Below are 17312 nucleotides of genomic sequence, written 5' to 3' on the forward strand. Positions count from 1 at the left end.
GCTTTAAAAAGGATGTGGATGCAAGAGGAAGGAATTTATCATATAATGTAATGAAAAAGGTATATTAGGAGGTGTTTACATGGCGATTACAATTCAATTGCCGGACACTGCAGCGTCTCATGCAAAGCCAAGTATGGAAATGGCGATACTTTGCGTGAGGTAGACAAGTAATATATAATCGCCTAAATGAGCTCGTATCATTTTTTATATTTGGCTTTGCACCTTATTGAAATGAACCATAAAAAATAAGGGGCGAGCAGAAATGAAATACGTTAAAGCAGCGACGGTTTTACCAGAAAGTTTAATTACTGAAATTCAAAAGTATATACAAGGTGAAACAATTTACATTCCAAAACAAGAAACGAAACATTATAAATGGGGCACACGATCTGGAGGAAGAAAACAATTAGATGAAAGAAATAAAGCGATTAAAGAAGCGTTTAAAAGCGGAATTGCTATTCATCAACTTGCAGAAGAGTATTTTCTTTCCGGAGAAACGATTAAAAAAATTGTGTATTCTAAATAAGAGAAAAAGAGTCTGATGCAAATGTTATTTTGCATCAGACTCTTTTTGTTTTATATGTATTGGATATATGGACTGTGACAGGGCATACTAATAGAAAAAATGTGCCGTTTTTTTATTAAAAGTTATACCGAGCACTTGAAAAGTAGAAAGGTGAGCTTCTATGAATCATATTGGACAAATAACGATAGAGCTTTTAGTTGGCTTTTTTGTGCTGTTAATTGCTACGAAAATATTAGGGAAAACACAAATATCACAGCTAACACCCTTTGATTTTATTTCTGCTATCGTCCTTGGTGAGCTTGTTGGAAATTCAATATATGACCCTAAAATTAAAGTGTGGTCTATTTTATACTCAGTATTTGTATGGGTAATTTTAATTTATTCAATAGAAGTGATAACGCAAAAAATAAGAGGAACAAGAAGGTTTTTTGAAGGGTATCCTTCCATTATTATTCGTAACGGAAAGATTGACCGAGAACAATTAAGTTCAAATCATTTGGATATTAATCAATTACAACAAATGCTTAGACAACAAAAAGATATTTTTTCGATTCGAGAAGTTGAATATATGATATTGGAACCTAACGGAAACATAAGTGTTCTGAAAAAGAGCGAATATGAATCTCCTACTATAAATGATTTAAGTTTAAAACATAAGCCTGTATACTTACCAATTTCATTAATTAGTGACGGAAAAGTAGTGAAAGATAATTTGAGAGAAGCTGGTTTTGATGAAGGATGGCTGTATAAGCAAATAAAACAAAAGGGGATTACTAAGTTTGAAGACGTATTATATGCGGAATGGAAAACAGATGATGGCTTCTTTTGTCAGGAAATGCAGCGGTAGAGTACAAGCTATGTATGTAATGTTTGTTTCCAAGTTATCTTTTACATATCAAAAAACGTAATCATTGTATACAATAAAATTAGATCAACAATTTGTATGGAGTGATAAAGATGGAAGCATTTATTAGAAGTGATCAATACAATTTTATAAAATCACAAGCTTATATTTTAGCAAATGGGCATGCGACGGCAAATGATAGAGGAGTCATTCAAGCGTTAAAATCACTTGCGATTGAAAAGATAATACATGTATTTGAGAATTTAACGGATGAGCAGAAGGAGTTAATTGACACGGTATTAACAGTTCAAAATAGAGAAGATGCAGAATCATTTTTAACGAAAATAAATCCGTATGTCATTCCGTTTCAGGAAGTGACAGCGCAAACATTAAAAAAATTATTTCCTAAAGCGAAAAAGTTAAAACTGCCTGATATGGAAGAACTGGATATGAAAGAATTGTCTTATTTAAGTTGGATTGATAAGGGATCAAGCAGGAAATTTATTATAGCAAAAAATGATAAAAATAAGTTTGTTGGTCTGCAAGGAACATTCCAAAGTTTAAATAAAAAAAGCATTTGTTCATTATGTCATGGACATGAAGAAGTTGGGATGTTTTTAGTTGAAATTAAAGGTGATATACCAGGAACTTTCGTTAAAAAGGGAAACTATATTTGCAAAGATGGTGTAGCTTGTAATCAGAATATGAAATCACTTGATAAATTACATGATTTTATTGAGCGATTAAAGAAATAAAATGGAAGACCTCTAGTGCTTAAACTGGAGGTCTTTTATTTTGAGAATGGTAATAGATTTCCTTTTTGAGAGATATAATTTATAAATAAAACATAGGAGAGCTGAAAAAATGCTTAAAAAGTTTTTGCTTTCTTTACCGGATATTTTACTTGTATGCATTGTTATCTACATAACATACACAACTACTCTTAGTTTTGGACAGATGTTAGTAATTTCAATTGCAATCGGAATCATTGGTGGTCTTGTTATAAGGATTTGTAAGGATGTATTCACGTATATAAGGTGGACAATGAAACAGAGGAAATCTTGAATATATTGTATTGCTATTAGGAGGAGATGAAATGACTAAGAAAAAGAGTAGAGTGAAAAATGAAATAGCGCTTTGGGCATTAACAGCTGTTGTTCTCATCATTGTATGGTACTTTTATCAAAAATAAAAACGTATCGCACTTTGAAAAAAAGCACGATGCGTTTTTATTATTTCTTTTGCCAATTTTCTTTTATAAAGTCTTCACGGCCAGATTCTTTTTGCTCAGTAGCATATTTCTCTGGGTTCTTTTTATAGAAATGCTGGTGGTATTCCTCAGCTTCATAAAAAGGTGCAGCTGGGCGAATTTCAGTTACGATTGGCTCTTTAAACATACCGCTTTCTGCAAGAGCTTGTTTTGATTTTTCAGCAAGCTCTTTTTGCGTTTCGGTATGATAAAAAATAGCGGTGCGATAAGATGGACCACGGTCAAAGAATTGTCCGCCATCATCAGTTGGATCGATTTGTGGCCAATATAAATCCAGTAATTTTTCATATGGGAAAATAGAAGGATCAAATGTAATTTGTACAACTTCTAAATGACCAGATGTACCCGCTTTTACTTGTTCATATGTTGGGTTTTCTACATGACCACCTGCATAGCCGGAAAGTACTTTATGAATGCCAGGAAGTTCATCAAATGGCTTTACCATGCACCAAAAGCACCCGCCTGCAAAGGTTGCGAGTTCGTATGTTTTTTCGGACATTGCTGTAATCCTCCTAAATATATATGTTTTATATAGTATTATACAATTTGTTTTATTGCGCAATAAAAAAGATTTGAAAATATATGTTTTTTATAAACAAGATCCTCCGCTCACATCAATTAATTGTCCAGTAACCCAGCGGCTGTCTGGAGAAGCAAGAAATGCGGCAGTATCGGCAATGTCTTCTACTTCACCTAAGCGATTGAAAGCGGAAATAGTAGTAGCGTACTGCTTCATCATTGGATCGCTCAAGAGTTCTGCATTCATATCTGTTTTAATAAACCCTGGAAGTATTGCATTCACCGTTATTCCTCGTGCTCCAAGCTGTTTTGCTAGTGTAAAAGTCATTGTATTAATAGCGCCTTTCGTCATACTATATGCAACAAAATCAGGTAAAGAAATGCGGGTCGCAGCGGATGAAATATTAATAATTCGGCTATTGTCACGTAAACGTGGAAGTGCTTGTTGAATGATAAAGAATGGTGCTTTTGCATTTACTGAAACCATTCTATCAAAAAATTGTTCAGTCGTTTCTTCAATAAAAGCACCAGGACCAATGCCAGCATTGTTTATTAAAATATCAAATTGTGTTTCACCAGTGCGCTTTTGTAATTCAGTATCTAAAGCGTTATAAAGGTTTTCTACACCGTGTAAGGATTCTAAATTTGCGCCGATAGAAAAAGCTTGACCACCCTCTGATCGAATTTCATGAACAGTTTCTTCAGCGTCATCTTTTCGATTACCGTAATGAACAGCAACCAATGCACCGTCATTTGCTAAACGTTTAGCGATCGCTCGTCCAATTCCTCGGCTTGCTCCTGTAACTAACGCTACTTTCCCTTTTAACATAGTCTCCTCATCTCCTCGTAAACTTTATAAGTTTTTCTTTATGTAGTAATGCAAACATACTTAAGTAATATATGAGTGTATGTAAGTAATGTATTCCAATTTTGATTTTTTTGAAAAAACATGTTGACAATGAAAAGAACAACGTCCTATAATACGTGTAACAAATAAAAGTTAATTAAGAATTTTCTAACTTTATATGTTGTATATGCAAAGAAGAGGAAAGTAGATGGTTATGATCGTTTCAGAGAGCTGCTCCTAGGCTGTGAGAGTGGTAACAATCGAATCATTGAAGATCACCTCGGAGCATCGCTTGCGAAAGGGAAACTGAGTAGAGAGCGACGGCATCGTCTCCGGTAAAAGGACGGGGGTCTAATTGGACCTACAGAGCTTATATTTCGCGAGAAGTATAAGGAAGCTGAGTGGTAACGCGAAACTCTCGCCTCAGCAATCAAAGCTACTAAATTGTAGTAGTTGATTGCTGAGGCGAGAGTTTTTATTTTTAAAAATAAGAGAATGCGTAGAAGAGGAGAGTAAATGATAAAAATTGTTTCAGAGAGCTACCCAGCTGCTGTGAGGGTGGCAACAATTTCATCATTGAAGATCACCTCGGAGCACTACTTTTGAAAACTAGTAAAAAGTAGCGGAGTTGTTTCCGATAGAAAAACAAAAGTCTAATTGGACTTGCAGAGCTTATATTTCGTGAGAAGTGTAAGGAAGCTGAGTGGTACCACGATTCCCTCGTCTCAGCAATGGATCGCTACAAGTATGTATGTAATCGATTGTTGAGACGAGTATATTTTTAAGGTTTATATACTGAATATTCTGTTAAAAAACACTCATCTCAGCAATCGATATAGAAATAGATTGCAAAAATAGAGAGAAAAAAAGAGGAGCGATGTGAGATGGGAAATCAGTACATTTATATGAATGGGGAATTTGTAGAAAAAGAAAAAGCAGTTGTTTCAGTATATGATCACGGTTTTTTATACGGAGACGGTGTATTTGAAGGGATTCGTAGTTACGGTGGAAATGTATTTTGTTTAAAAGAACATGTAAAACGATTATATGAATCGGCAAAATCTATTTTACTTACAATCCCGCTGACGGTTGACGAAATGGAAGAAGCGGTTTTACAGACACTTCAAAAAAATGAGTATGCAGATGCTTATATTCGGTTAATTGTTTCAAGAGGAAAAGGGGACTTAGGGCTCGATCCGAGAAGTTGTGTGAAACCGAGCGTTATTATCATTGCAGAACAATTAAAGTTATTCCCACAGGAATTTTACGATAATGGATTAAGCGTTGTATCTGTTGCATCAAGACGTAATACACCAGATGCATTAGACCCACGCATTAAGTCGATGAACTACTTAAATAACGTACTTGTAAAAATTGAAGCGGCACAAGCAGGAGTGCTAGAGGCTCTTATGTTAAATCAACAAGGATATGTTTGTGAAGGATCTGGAGATAATGTTTTCGTTGTGAAAGATGGAAAAGTATTAACCCCGCCATCCTATTTAGGAGCATTAGAAGGTATTACAAGAAATAGTGTTATTGAGCTATGTGAGCGACTTCATATTCCGTGTGAGGAAAGGCCATTTACTCGCCATGACGTATATGTAGCAGATGAAGTGTTTTTAACAGGAACGGCAGCGGAGTTAATTCCAGTTGTAAAAGTTGATTCCAGAGAAATTGGAGATGGGAAACCAGGAAGTGTAACGAAACAATTGACCGAAGAATTTAAAAAATTAACGAGAGAAAGAGGAGTACGTGTCCCCGGGCTGACGGAAAGCTTAGCATAAATAAAGAGAGGAGTTAATTGAAATGAAGCAGCAGTATACAGCGTATGAGAAGTTACAGTATGAAGAAATGACAGGCGCTGGACACGTGATTCAATGTTTGAAGAAATTGGGTGTAACGACTGTTTTCGGTTATCCGGGTGGAGCGATTTTGCCAGTATACGATGCGTTATACGGAAGTGGTTTGAAGCACGTTTTAACTCGTCATGAACAAGCTGCCATTCATGCGGCAGAAGGATATGCGAGAGCTTCTGGAAAGGTCGGGGTAGTCTTTGCTACCTCTGGCCCAGGGGCGACGAATTTAGTTACGGGTTTAGCGGATGCTTATATGGATTCGATTCCTTTAGTTGTCATTACAGGGCAAGTTGCAAAGTCTTTAATTGGTAAAGATGGATTTCAAGAAGCGGATGTTGTTGGAATCACAGTACCTGTTACGAAGCATAATTACCAAATTCGTGATGTGAATCATTTATCACGCATCGTACAAGAAGCTTTTTACATCGCCGAAAGCGGGCGGCCGGGGCCGGTATTAATTGATATTCCAAAAGATATTCAAAATGAAAATGTAACAAGTTTTTACAATGAAGTGATTGAGATTCCAGGGTACAAACTAGAGCCTATGCCAGACAGTATGAAACTGAAAGAGGTAGCTAAAGAAATTTCAAAAGCGAAACGCCCACTTCTTTATATTGGAGGAGGTGTCATTCATTCAGGTGGATCTGATGAACTTATCAAATTTGCGAGAGAAAATCGTATTCCAGTCGTATCAACTTTAATGGGACTAGGTGCATATCCGCCGGGAGATTCATTATTTTTAGGAATGCTCGGTATGCATGGAACGTATGCTGCAAACATGGCAGTAACAGAATGTGACTTATTACTTGCTTTAGGTGTTCGTTTTGATGACCGTGTAACAGGAAAATTAGAACTCTTTTCTCCCCATTCAAAAAAGGTACATATTGATATAGATCCTTCGGAGTTTCATAAAAATGTAACTGTGGAATATCCAGTTGTTGGAGATGTGAAAAAAGCGTTACACATGTTGTTACATATGCAGATTTGTACACAGACAGATGAATGGATTATGAAAACCGAGGAATGGAAAGCGGAATACCCTCTTTTCTATAATCAAAAAGAAAGTGAGTTAAAACCACAGCATGTTATTAGCTTAGTAAGTGAATTAACGAATGGTGAAGCGATTGTTACGACAGAAGTAGGACAGCATCAAATGTGGGCTGCGCATTTTTATAAAGCGAAAAATCCACGGACTTTTCTCACATCTGGCGGACTAGGAACGATGGGGTTTGGTTTTCCGGCGGCAATTGGTGCTCAGCTTGCGAAAGAAGAAGAACTCGTCATTTGTATTGCAGGTGATGCTTCTTTTCAAATGAATATTCAAGAACTACAAACAATCGCTGAAAATAACATCCCTGTAAAAGTATTTATTATAAACAATAAATTTTTAGGGATGGTAAGGCAATGGCAAGAAATGTTTTATGAAAATCGTTTATCAGAATCAAAAATTGGATCACCAGATTTTGTGAAAGTGGCAGAAGCTTATGGAGTGAAGGGATTAAGGGCTACAAATTCAATAGAGGCGAAACAAGTGATGTTAGAAGCAATTGCTCATGAAGGTCCTGTCGTAGTTGATTTTTGTGTAGAAGAAGGTGAAAACGTATTTCCGATGATTCCGCCAAATAAAGGGAATAACGAAATGATTATGAAGAGGTGGGAAGAATGAGTCATACTTTTTCACTCGTTATTCATAACGAGCCAAGCGTCTTATTACGTATAAGTGGGATTTTTGCTCGGCGTGGCTATTATATTTCTTCTTTACATTTAAACGAAAGAGATACTAGTGGCGTTTCTGAAATGAAACTCACAGCAGTTTGTACTGAAAATGAAGCGACATTACTCGTTAGTCAGTTGAACAAATTAATTGATGTACTGCAAGTAAATAAATTATAGGGAGTGTATGGAAAATGAAAACGTATTATGAGAAAGATGCAAATGTAGAGTTATTACAAGGGAAAAAAGTTGCGGTAATTGGTTATGGATCTCAAGGTCATGCGCAGGCACAAAATTTACGTGATTCTGGTGTGGAAGTTGTAGTTGGTGTTCGACCAGGTAAGTCTTTTGAAGTAGCAAAAGCAGATGGATTTGAAGTAATGTCTGTTTCAGAAGCAGTTCGAACCGCGCAAGTTGTACAAATGTTACTGCCAGATGAACAGCAAGCACATGTGTATAAAGCAGAAGTAGAAGAGAATCTCCGTGAAGGGCAAATGTTACTTTTCTCACATGGATTTAATATTCACTTCGGACAAATTAATCCGCCAAGTTACGTAGATGTAGCAATGGTCGCGCCAAAAAGTCCAGGTCATCTCGTTCGCCGTGTATTTCAAGAAGGAAATGGTGTTCCGGCATTAGTCGCAGTACATCAAGATGCAACAGGCACCGCATTACATGTAGCACTTGCGTATGCAAAAGGTGTAGGGTGTACACGTGCAGGTGTAATTGAAACGACATTTCAAGAAGAAACAGAGACGGATTTGTTTGGTGAGCAAGCGGTACTTTGCGGAGGTGTAACTGCACTTGTGAAAGCTGGTTTTGAAACGTTAACAGAAGGCGGATATCGCCCTGAAATTGCATACTTCGAATGTTTACATGAATTAAAGTTAATTGTTGATTTAATGTACGAAGGTGGTTTAACGAACATGCGCCATTCTATTTCCGATACGGCAGAGTTCGGAGATTATGTAACAGGATCGAGAATTGTTACAGATGAAACGAAGAAAGAAATGAAACGAGTACTTACAGAAATTCAGCAAGGTGAATTCGCGAAGAAATGGATTTTAGAAAACCAAGCTGGGCGTCCAACGTATAATGCGATGAAAAAAGCAGAGCAAAATCATCAGTTAGAAAAAGTAGGGGCGGAGCTTCGTGAAATGATGAGCTGGATTGATGCACCGAAAGAATTAGTAAAGAAATAGAGTAATAGATTGCAAGTGAAAAATACGTAAGAGGGGATTTGACAAGATGAGAAGTGACATGATTAAAAAAGGTTTTGATAAAGCGCCGCATCGTAGTTTATTAAAAGCGACTGGTTTGAAAGATGAAGATTTTGATAAACCGTTTATAGCAATCTGTAATTCTTTTATTGAAATTATTCCAGGTCATAAGCACTTAAATGAGTTTGGGAAACTTGTTAAAGAAGCAGTGCGTGCAGCAGGTATGGTTCCATTTGAATTTAATACAATTGGAGTAGATGACGGTATTGCGATGGGGCATATCGGTATGCGTTATTCGCTTCCGAGTCGTGAAATTATTGCAGATTCAGTAGAAACGGTTGTAAATGCCCATTGGTTTGATGGTATGATTTGTATTCCAAACTGTGACAAAATCACACCTGGTATGATGATGGCGGCACTTCGTATTAACATTCCAACTGTTTTTGTCTCAGGTGGTCCGATGGCGGCCGGAAAAACATCTAAAGGGGAAGTTGTCGATTTAAGTTCTGTGTTCGAAGGAGTAGGAGCATATCAATCTGGGAAAATTTCAGAAGAAGAATTAAAGGATATTGAAGATCATGGCTGTCCATCTTGTGGTTCTTGTTCTGGTATGTTTACAGCGAATTCTATGAATTGTTTATGTGAAGTATTAGGTTTAGCTCTTCCTGGTAACGGTAGTATTTTAGCTATTGATCCAAGACGCGAAGAATTAATTAAACAAGCAGCAGAGAAATTAAAGATTTTAATTGAAAGAGATATTAAACCGAGAGACATCGTAACAGAAGAAGCAATTGATGATGCGTTCGCGCTTGATATGGCGATGGGCGGTTCAACAAATACAGTGTTACATACATTAGCACTCGCACATGAGGCAGGACTAGATTATGATATGAGCCGTATTGATGCCGTTTCAAGGCGTGTACCACATTTATGTAAAGTAAGCCCTGCTTCCAATTGGCATATGGAAGATATTGATCGTGCAGGCGGGATTAGTGCAATTTTGAAAGAGATGAGCCGAAAAGAAGGAGTACTTCATTTAGATCGTATTACTGCTACGGGGCAAACATTAAGAGAAAATATTGCTCATGCAGAGATTAAAGATAAGGAAGTTATTCATTCTCTTGAAAACCCTCATAGTGAAGAAGGGGGATTACGTATATTAAAAGGAAACCTCGCGAAAGATGGAGCAGTTATTAAAAGCGGAGCAACTGAAGTAAAACGATTTGAAGGACCATGCGTTATTTTTAATTCACAAGATGAGGCTCTTGCGGGTATTATGCTTGGGAAAGTGAAGAAAGGAGATGTAGTTGTTATTCGTTATGAAGGACCAAGAGGCGGTCCTGGTATGCCGGAAATGTTAGCACCAACGTCAGCAATTGCTGGCATGGGATTAGGTGCAGATGTTGCGCTATTAACGGATGGTCGTTTCTCTGGTGCTTCACGTGGTATTTCGGTAGGGCATATTTCACCAGAAGCAGCTGCGGGCGGGACGATTGCACTTCTTGAACAAGGGGATATCGTTTGTATCGATGTTGAGGAAAGGTTGTTAGAAGTAAGAGTGAGTGACGAAGAATTAGATAAGCGTAAAAAAGAATGGAAACGACCAGAACCGAAAGTGAAAACGGGCTGGCTTGGGCGTTATGCACAAATGGTAACATCGGCGAATACAGGTGCAGTCTTAAAAGTCCCGAATTTTGATTGAGCTAATTAAAAAGAGATAAGGATGATATGAAATGGTGCAAAAGGTAAAGGAGAGAGTGAAAATTGAAGATATCTTAATGGCTCATAATTGCATGAAAGATATCGTTATTAAAACACCGTTACAACGTGATACAGTTTTATCTGAGAAATATGATTGTGACGTTTATGTAAAACGAGAAGATTTACAATTGATTCGCTCTTTCAAAATTCGTGGTGCGTACAATTTAATTCAAAGCTTACCGAAAGAACAATTACAAAACGGTGTTGTTTGCGCAAGCGCTGGTAATCACGCACAAGGGGTAGCTTATACGTGTAATTTATTGAAGATTCCGTCAAAAATCTTTATGCCAACAACGACGCCGAAACAAAAAGTATCGCAAGTACAATTTTTCGGTGGTGATTTCGCAGAGATTGTATTAGTTGGTGATACATTCGATAGCTCTTTTCAAGAAGCACAGCGTTATTGTGAAGAAAATAGAATGACGTTTGTTCATCCATTTGATGATCCGTATGTGGTTGCTGGTCAAGGAACAGTGGCAGTTGAAATTATGCATGATATGGAGAAACCAGTGGATTATATCTTTACAGCAATTGGCGGCGGTGGATTAGCATCAGGTGTTGGTACATATGTGAAAGGTGTTAGTCCTGCTACAAAGGTTATTGGGGTAGAGCCAATGGGAGCAGCATCTATGAAAGAGGCTTTTCTTCAAAACGATAATGTCGCATTGGAGAAAATAGATAGTTTTGTTGATGGAGCAGCAGTTAAAAAGGTAGGAAAGTTAACATTTGAAACGTGTAAAGATGTAATTGATGACATCGTTTTAGTACCAGAAGGAAAGGTTTGTACGACGATTTTAGAACTGTATAAGAAAAATGCGATTGTAGCAGAGCCTGCTGGTGCACTTTCTATTGCCGCACTTGATCTATACAAGGATGAAATTCAAGGTAAAACAGTTGTATGCACATTAAGCGGTGGAAATAACGATATTGATAGAATGCAAGAGATGAAAGAACGTTCTCTCATTTACGAAGGATTAAAACATTATTTCATCATTGAATTCCCGCAGCGTTCAGGTGCGCTAAGAGAATTTCTTGATAAAGGATTAGGACCAGAAGATGATATTACGCGCTTTGAGTATATTAAGAAACATAATAAGGAAAATGGTCCAGCGTTAGTCGGAGTAGAGTTAAAACATAAAGAAGATTACGCGCAGTTAATTACCCGTTTTAAAGAAAATAACATTCAATTTATGGAGCTTAATAAAAATCCTGTTTTGTTTGATTTACTTATTTAATAGAAGGAAAGAGTTAGCACCCAAATAAAAAAGATAGATACAAGCGGGGAAATATAATGCTTGTTCTATCTTTTTTAAAGTTAAACTAGATACTCATTAAATTCAAGAAGAATAAAGCTAGCTAACCAAAAAAATATCGCAATACGAATGATTACATACATAGTAAATTCAAAGCTAGTAAGTGTTCGTTCCCGTTTTAGTTTTTTTAGAAGTCTAACAGAGAAAAATGAACATAAAAGTAGAACGGCTATAGATATTTTATAAATGTTTTCTAACAAACTTACATTTTCTAATAAATCTTTCAGCATGTTCATCACCTATTCTGTAAAGTATGTTACAGAGAAATAGATCTTGCGTTGTCTAGTTTCGTTTGTTTTTTATGTTCCCTGTATCATCAATGTCTACATCAGTTGAAATTGTTTGTAAGTATTGTAGAGCTTTTCTCTTTTCTTCCTCATTTACAGGGGAAACTTGATTGTTACGGATGATATAAGGATTGAATGACATTTGGACATCCTTTCCTTTAAAAGTTAAAGTTAATACGCCAGTTTCGGCACTTTTTCCGTTCACATAACTTGGGAATAAAAAGTTACCTAATGAATAAGCGATAGGAACTTTATTATAATACTCAAATCCTTGTAACCAATGTGGGTGACTCCCGACAATCGCGTCAGCCCCTGCTTCAACCATTTTAGGTACATATTGTTTTTGGTATTCTACAGGACGATTTGATTTCTCAACGCCCCAATGCATATAGACGATTAAATAGTCTGCGTCTTTCTTTTGTTCTTTAATTGTTTTTGTTACGAGATTTAAATCATACCCATTCGCAACACCAGGTTTATTGTCACCAGCTACCCAATTCGTATCAGGCATAAATCGAACGAAGGAAAGAAATTTGAATTTTTTTCCTTTTACAGTCATTTCTCGTGCTGTATATGCATCTTTTGCATTTTTTCCGGCTCCGATATAAGGGAACTTTAATTTTTCTACGTGAGAGATTGTATCTAATAATCCATCTTGCCCATAATCAAGTGTATGGTTATTCCCGATATTTACGATGTCATAACCGGTGTTTTTTATAGCTTGAAGCGTGGATGGATCACTTTTAATCCAAAACAGTTGTCCTGGAGCTTTCTTTTCTCTCGTTGTAAATGCTGACTCTAAATTAACGAAAGAAATATCAGCTTTTGTTATTTCTTCTTTTACATGTTGGAATGGATAATCAGCCCCGTTTTTTTCGATTACCGGACGTAATTGCCAATCGAACATTGTATCACCAGAAAAGGTGAGGGTAATTTCCGGGTTTTCTATTTTCTTCTCGCTCGTTGAAGCAGTTTTGCTAGATTTGTTTTGGAAATCGGGTTTGTCTTTCGCTTTTGAAGTAAAAGAGTGGTTAATTAATACAACAATTGGCGTAATGCAAAAGGCTATTAACAAAAATCGTTTTAGTAAAGTTTTCATAAATACCTTCCCTTTTGAGTTTATCCCGCAATTCAATTAGCAATGAGTCTACAAAAAAGTAATTGGTTTATGTACAGATATAAAAAATGCGGTTTATGCAGTGGAAAATATTTGTTAATATTCTCAATATTAAGTTAACATATAGATAACCTGTAAATCAATGAATAAACCAAAATATAGAAATAAAGAATTTGAAGGGTGAAGAATAAGAAATGGTTATATTAGGAGCAGTTGTAAATGGAATTTGCATTATATGTGGTACTTTACTAGGTAAATTATTTAGTAGAATTCCAGAAAGTATGAAGGGAACAATTATGCATGCAATCGGTTTAGCGGTTACTGTACTTGGACTTCAAATGGCATTGAAAAGTGAAAATTTTCTTGTTGTCATACTAAGTTTAGTAATTGGTACCGTTATCGGGGAATGGTTACAATTAGAGGGAAAGTTAAAACAGTTAGGAGATTGGCTAGAAAATAAAGTTGGATCGAAAGGGAAAGGGAGTATATCAGAAGGTTTTGTAACAGCTACTTTAATATTTGCAATTGGTGCGATGGGTATACTTGGTGCACTCGACAGTGGGATTCGCGGAAATCACGATATTTTATTTACAAAGGCAATTATCGATGGATTTATTTCTATTATATTAACGACAACTCTAGGGATTGGCGTAGTATTTTCAGCGATTCCAGTAATTTTATATGAAGGTGGCATCGCAGTTTTTGCAACACAAATTAATAGTTTGGTCCCGAAAGAATTAATGAATCAATTTATAGTAGAAATGACAGCTACAGGTGGTATTATGATAGCCGCTATCGGATTGAACTTACTTAGTATTATTAAAATTAAAGTGGCAAATTTACTGCCAGGTATATTGATAGTTGGAATCATTGTTTCACTTATTTATGGTTACGGTTTAATAGTAAAGTAGTAGGGGATGAAGGTACATATGGAGGAATTTCAATTTACAAAACGTGTTCATAACATATTGAAGATTGCAGCAGAAGAGGGAGAAAGTAATATCATTCAACCAGTTCATTTATTTATTGGCATGTGTAAAGAAGGTACTGGCGTATGCAGCGAGTTGTATATGTATTTGTTTCGTAACGTGGGGACGGATTTTTTAGAAAAACTTTCATTACGAAAACAAGACGATTTAACGGATCAAGAGTATGAAAAAATAGGGCAATATAAGGTATCTTATAAGGTGCTAGAAATTTTACAAATAGCGAAGAAACGTATGGAACGTTTTCAGCAAGTATTAATGAACGAAGGACATGTTATATATGCACTCTTTCGCGCGGATACGTTTATTGAAAATCCACAAATACAAAAAGAGATATTACGTATTGTAGAAGAGCCAAGAGATTTAGCGGTTGATTTAAAATGTTTTGTTCCTGCTTATACTCATTTAACTTGTCATGTTAGAAAGGCTAACTCTTCTGATTTTGGGAAATTAGTAAGTTTTGTTAGTGAGGAATTTGGTGAACGTTGGTTACATTCGATAGAGTACGGATTTCGTACATATAAAGAAAATGTACCTATTTATATAGCAGAACAAAAAGAAGTGATAGTAGGTTTCGCTTGTTATGACGTAGTGAGAGGAAAGAAAGGATTGTTTGGTCCAATGGGCACGGCGAAACAAAATCGTGTGAAAAGTGTAGGGAAGCAATTGTTACATTGTAGTCTGCATAGTATGAAGCAAGATGGATATGAATATGCAATTATTGGACAAGCAGGTCCGGTTGAGTTTTATGAGAGATGTTGTAATGCGCGTTTAATACCAATCATGGATTATTAACCAACTTCATTTAGGTGGAGTTGGTTTTATTATGAAAATAATGTAGAGATGTAGTGATTCTTATTAGAAAATAGCGGGTTTTGTAGTAAATCTTACATATAAAGCAAATTACTAAACTTTTTACAAGAAAGGGTGTAGAATGGGTATCTAAAGAAAGAAGGTGTGAAAATGGCCAGCTGGAAACGAAATTTAATGATTTGTTGGCTAGGTTGTTTTACCACTGCAGCAGGTATGAGTTTAGTAATTCCTTTTTTATCTTTTTATATTGAGGAATTAGGTGTGACTGGCACTTCTAGTATTGCACAGTGGTCGGGACTTGCATTTGGTGTAACATTTTTAATGGGTGCGATCGTATCACCAATATGGGGAAAGCTTGGTGATATACATGGACGGAAATTGATGCTAATTCGTGCTAGCCTTGGTATGGCGATTATTATGACGCTTATGGGGTTTGTAACGGATGTATATCAATTAGTCGCACTAAGATTTTTAATGGGAGCAGTATCTGGTTTCCTTTCAACCGCGATGACATTTATTGCAGCAGAAACTCCGAAAGAACATTCAGGTTGGGCAATTTCTACAATTTCAACTGGTGGCGTGAGCGGTTCTTTACTTGGTCCATTACTTGGAGGATATTTGTCTGAGTTAATTGGAATGCGCCATGTTTTTCTTGTTACAGGAGCTTTTTTATTCCTTTCCTTTCTCATCGTTTTTTTCTTCTTACATGAAGAAAATCACTCTGCTCAAGCAAAAAAAGTACAAACGAAAAAAGTATGGACGATGGTTCCAGCTAAGCATTTAATTGTTAGTTTGTTTGTAACAACATTTATTATTCAACTTGCTAATATGTCTGTTCAGCCAATTGTTACATTATACGTGAAAAATTTAGTAGGTCCTCAAACTGCGCATATTGAAACAATAGCGGGTGCTGTTATGTCAGCGACAGGATTAGCCGTTATTTTGGCAGCACCAAGACTCGGACGATTATCAGATCATATCGGTCCCAAAAAAACGTTAGTTGTAGCGTTGTTTGCTGCAGGAATTATTTTTATTCCGCAAGCATTTGTAACCTCAGCTTGGCAACTATTAATTCTTCGATTTTTATTAGGAATCGCACAAGCAGGATTATTACCTTCCGTACAAACTCTACTAAAACAACATACACCAACCCATGTAACGGGAAGAATATTTGGGTATAATCAATCGTTTCAGTTTTTAGGAAATATGATTGGACCAGTACTTGGTGGACAAATTGCAGCACATGCTGGTTTCCAATATGTTTTCTTCTCTACATCATCACTATTGTTTATTGCGTGCATTTGGGTTTATTTTCATAATAAGAACGAAGAGGTATCAGAGAAACGACATTTGGAAGTTAGTTAACTAAGTGAAAGAAAAAAGGATGAAGCAATGAATGCTTCATCCTTTTTTCTTTAAAATTGGAGACAAAGATAACTTAATGTACCAAGCTCGTAACTGCGATGAATGACTTCACCGCTATTTTCACCACTTCCCATAGCGATAAATAAAGGTACAAAATGCTCTGCTCTTGGTACTGCTAATTGTGCATGAGGGGCATTTTTCTCCCAATTAAATAATGCATCTTTATCAGCAGCCTGCATATGTTTAATAATCCAATCATCAAATTCAATTGCCCATTGTTCGGGCGTAGTTTGATTCCATTTCAGTGCTCGTAAGTTATGAACGGTAACACCACTACCGATTACTAAAATATCTTCCTGTCCAAGTCCTTTTAATGCTTCTCCAATCTTAAATTGTTCTTTTGCAGAAAGGAATGGATTGACTGATATTTGTACGACAGGAATATTTGCTTCTGGATACATGCGATGCAAGAGTGTCCATGAGCCATGATCTAAACCTCTCGTCATATTATGATGGACTGGAATACCTTTGTTTTTAAACTTTGTTTCTAACATGGATGCAATGCTAGAAGAACCTTTTGCACGATACTTAATTTCATATAACTCTGGAGGAAAACCTCCAAAATCATAAATTGTTTCATATTCGTTATCTGATGAGGAAATCGTTAATACTTCACTTTCCCAGTGAGCAGTGAAAATAACAATTGCTTTCGGTTTATATGTTTCTCCAAGTGTTTTTAAAAAACTTGTATAATCTGTATCTTGAATAGCGAGCATTGGTGAACCATGTGCTAAAAATAGTGATGGCATCATAGTAAAAACCTCCTAAAACCATATAGTTACTTTATGTAAGTAACTATATAATTTTATAGACGT

At 36.2% G+C, this 17312-nt stretch carries 18 protein-coding genes and 2 other annotated features; of the genes, 13 read left to right on the top strand and 5 right to left on the bottom strand.

Annotated features, from left to right (window positions below; translation table 11 throughout):
- Positions 1-262: 262 nt before the first annotated feature.
- The 4 genes from MKY00_RS09505 to MKY00_RS09520 all read left to right on the top strand — a co-directional run bounded on the left by MKY00_RS09505 (position 263) and on the right by MKY00_RS09520 (position 2435).
- Entirely contained in the window at positions 263-526 is a 264-nt protein-coding gene (locus MKY00_RS09505; protein WP_000878308.1) for a CD3324 family protein, read from the top strand.
- 160 nt (positions 527-686) lie between these two features.
- Positions 687-1373 (top strand): DUF421 domain-containing protein, encoded by a 687-nt coding sequence (locus tag MKY00_RS09510; RefSeq protein ID WP_001015537.1) that lies wholly within the window; start codon positions 687-689, stop codon positions 1371-1373.
- A 110-nt stretch (positions 1374-1483) separates the two neighbouring features.
- On the top strand, positions 1484-2125 hold the full coding sequence (locus MKY00_RS09515; protein ID WP_016717160.1) for a FusB/FusC family EF-G-binding protein: 642 nt from the start codon (positions 1484-1486) through the stop codon (positions 2123-2125).
- A gap of 109 nt (positions 2126-2234) precedes the next feature.
- Positions 2235-2435: a hypothetical protein gene (locus tag MKY00_RS09520; protein WP_016717161.1), complete on the top strand. Its 201-nt coding sequence runs from the start codon at positions 2235-2237 to the stop codon at positions 2433-2435.
- Between the two features lie 167 nt (positions 2436-2602).
- On the opposite strand, the gene msrA is transcribed toward MKY00_RS09520, so the two are convergent.
- On the bottom strand, positions 2603-3139 hold the full coding sequence (gene msrA / locus MKY00_RS09525; RefSeq protein WP_001291871.1) for a peptide-methionine (S)-S-oxide reductase MsrA: 537 nt from the start codon (positions 3137-3139) through the stop codon (positions 2603-2605).
- A 90-nt stretch (positions 3140-3229) separates the two neighbouring features.
- A complete protein-coding gene (locus MKY00_RS09530; protein ID WP_000911811.1) occupies positions 3230-3988 on the bottom strand; it encodes an SDR family oxidoreductase in 759 nt (252 codons plus the stop codon).
- 201 nt (positions 3989-4189) lie between these two features.
- Positions 4190-4435: a binding site (T-box leader), on the top strand.
- Between the two features lie 62 nt (positions 4436-4497).
- Positions 4498-4737, top strand: a binding site (T-box leader).
- Positions 4738-4890: 153 nt separating this feature from the next.
- Here MKY00_RS09530 and ilvE point away from each other — a divergent pair.
- Genes ilvE through ilvA form a run of 6 tightly spaced genes read left to right on the top strand, consistent with a single transcriptional unit; the run spans position 4891 to position 11791 of the window.
- Positions 4891-5790: a branched-chain-amino-acid transaminase gene (gene ilvE, locus MKY00_RS09535; RefSeq protein ID WP_016717163.1), complete on the top strand. Its 900-nt coding sequence runs from the start codon at positions 4891-4893 to the stop codon at positions 5788-5790.
- A gap of 22 nt (positions 5791-5812) precedes the next feature.
- Positions 5813-7528, top strand: a complete 1716-nt coding sequence (ilvB, locus tag MKY00_RS09540; protein ID WP_016717164.1) for an acetolactate synthase large subunit — start codon at positions 5813-5815, stop codon at positions 7526-7528.
- Complete coding sequence (locus MKY00_RS09545; protein ID WP_016717165.1) at positions 7525-7755, top strand: ACT domain-containing protein; 231 nt, start codon at positions 7525-7527, stop codon at positions 7753-7755. The genes ilvB and MKY00_RS09545 overlap by 4 nt, the downstream gene beginning before the upstream one ends.
- A 14-nt stretch (positions 7756-7769) precedes the next feature.
- Positions 7770-8777, top strand: coding sequence for a ketol-acid reductoisomerase (gene ilvC, locus MKY00_RS09550; RefSeq protein WP_016717166.1), 1008 nt, complete (start codon positions 7770-7772; stop codon positions 8775-8777).
- A 46-nt stretch (positions 8778-8823) separates the two neighbouring features.
- A complete protein-coding gene (gene ilvD / locus MKY00_RS09555) occupies positions 8824-10497 on the top strand; it encodes a dihydroxy-acid dehydratase (RefSeq protein WP_001255810.1) in 1674 nt (557 codons plus the stop codon).
- A gap of 31 nt (positions 10498-10528) precedes the next feature.
- Positions 10529-11791 carry a threonine ammonia-lyase IlvA gene (ilvA, locus tag MKY00_RS09560; RefSeq protein ID WP_016717167.1) on the top strand — a complete coding sequence of 421 codons (1263 nt, stop codon included), beginning with the start codon at positions 10529-10531 and terminating at the stop codon, positions 11789-11791.
- Positions 11792-11871: 80 nt separating this feature from the next.
- Here ilvA and MKY00_RS09565 read toward each other — a convergent pair whose 3' ends face one another.
- The gene (locus MKY00_RS09565; RefSeq protein WP_016717168.1) at positions 11872-12099 is read right to left on the bottom strand and encodes a hypothetical protein; all 228 of its coding nucleotides are present in this window, start codon (positions 12097-12099) and stop codon (positions 11872-11874) included.
- A 52-nt stretch (positions 12100-12151) separates the two neighbouring features.
- On the bottom strand, positions 12152-13255 hold the full coding sequence (locus tag MKY00_RS09570) for a CapA family protein (RefSeq protein ID WP_000854506.1): 1104 nt from the start codon (positions 13253-13255) through the stop codon (positions 12152-12154).
- A gap of 212 nt (positions 13256-13467) precedes the next feature.
- Here MKY00_RS09570 and MKY00_RS09575 point away from each other — a divergent pair, with 212 nt between their 5' ends.
- The 3 genes from MKY00_RS09575 (at position 13468) to MKY00_RS09585 (ending at position 16437) form a co-directional block, all read left to right on the top strand.
- A complete protein-coding gene (locus MKY00_RS09575) occupies positions 13468-14184 on the top strand; it encodes a DUF554 domain-containing protein (protein WP_000236008.1) in 717 nt (238 codons plus the stop codon).
- Positions 14185-14202: 18 nt separating this feature from the next.
- The gene (locus MKY00_RS09580; protein ID WP_000390879.1) at positions 14203-15054 is read left to right on the top strand and encodes a GNAT family N-acetyltransferase; all 852 of its coding nucleotides are present in this window, start codon (positions 14203-14205) and stop codon (positions 15052-15054) included.
- A 168-nt stretch (positions 15055-15222) separates the two neighbouring features.
- Positions 15223-16437, top strand: coding sequence for a multidrug efflux MFS transporter (locus MKY00_RS09585; RefSeq protein ID WP_016717169.1), 1215 nt, complete (start codon positions 15223-15225; stop codon positions 16435-16437).
- A 50-nt stretch (positions 16438-16487) separates the two neighbouring features.
- On the opposite strand, the gene MKY00_RS09590 is transcribed toward MKY00_RS09585, so the two are convergent.
- On the bottom strand, positions 16488-17249 hold the full coding sequence (locus MKY00_RS09590) for a DODA-type extradiol aromatic ring-opening family dioxygenase (RefSeq protein ID WP_074585576.1): 762 nt from the start codon (positions 17247-17249) through the stop codon (positions 16488-16490).
- Positions 17250-17312 lie beyond the last annotated feature (63 nt).

It is taken from the genome of Bacillus sp. FSL R9-9834, from assembly GCF_038006905.1.
Taxonomy (GTDB): domain Bacteria; phylum Bacillota; class Bacilli; order Bacillales; family Bacillaceae_G; genus Bacillus_A; species Bacillus_A pacificus.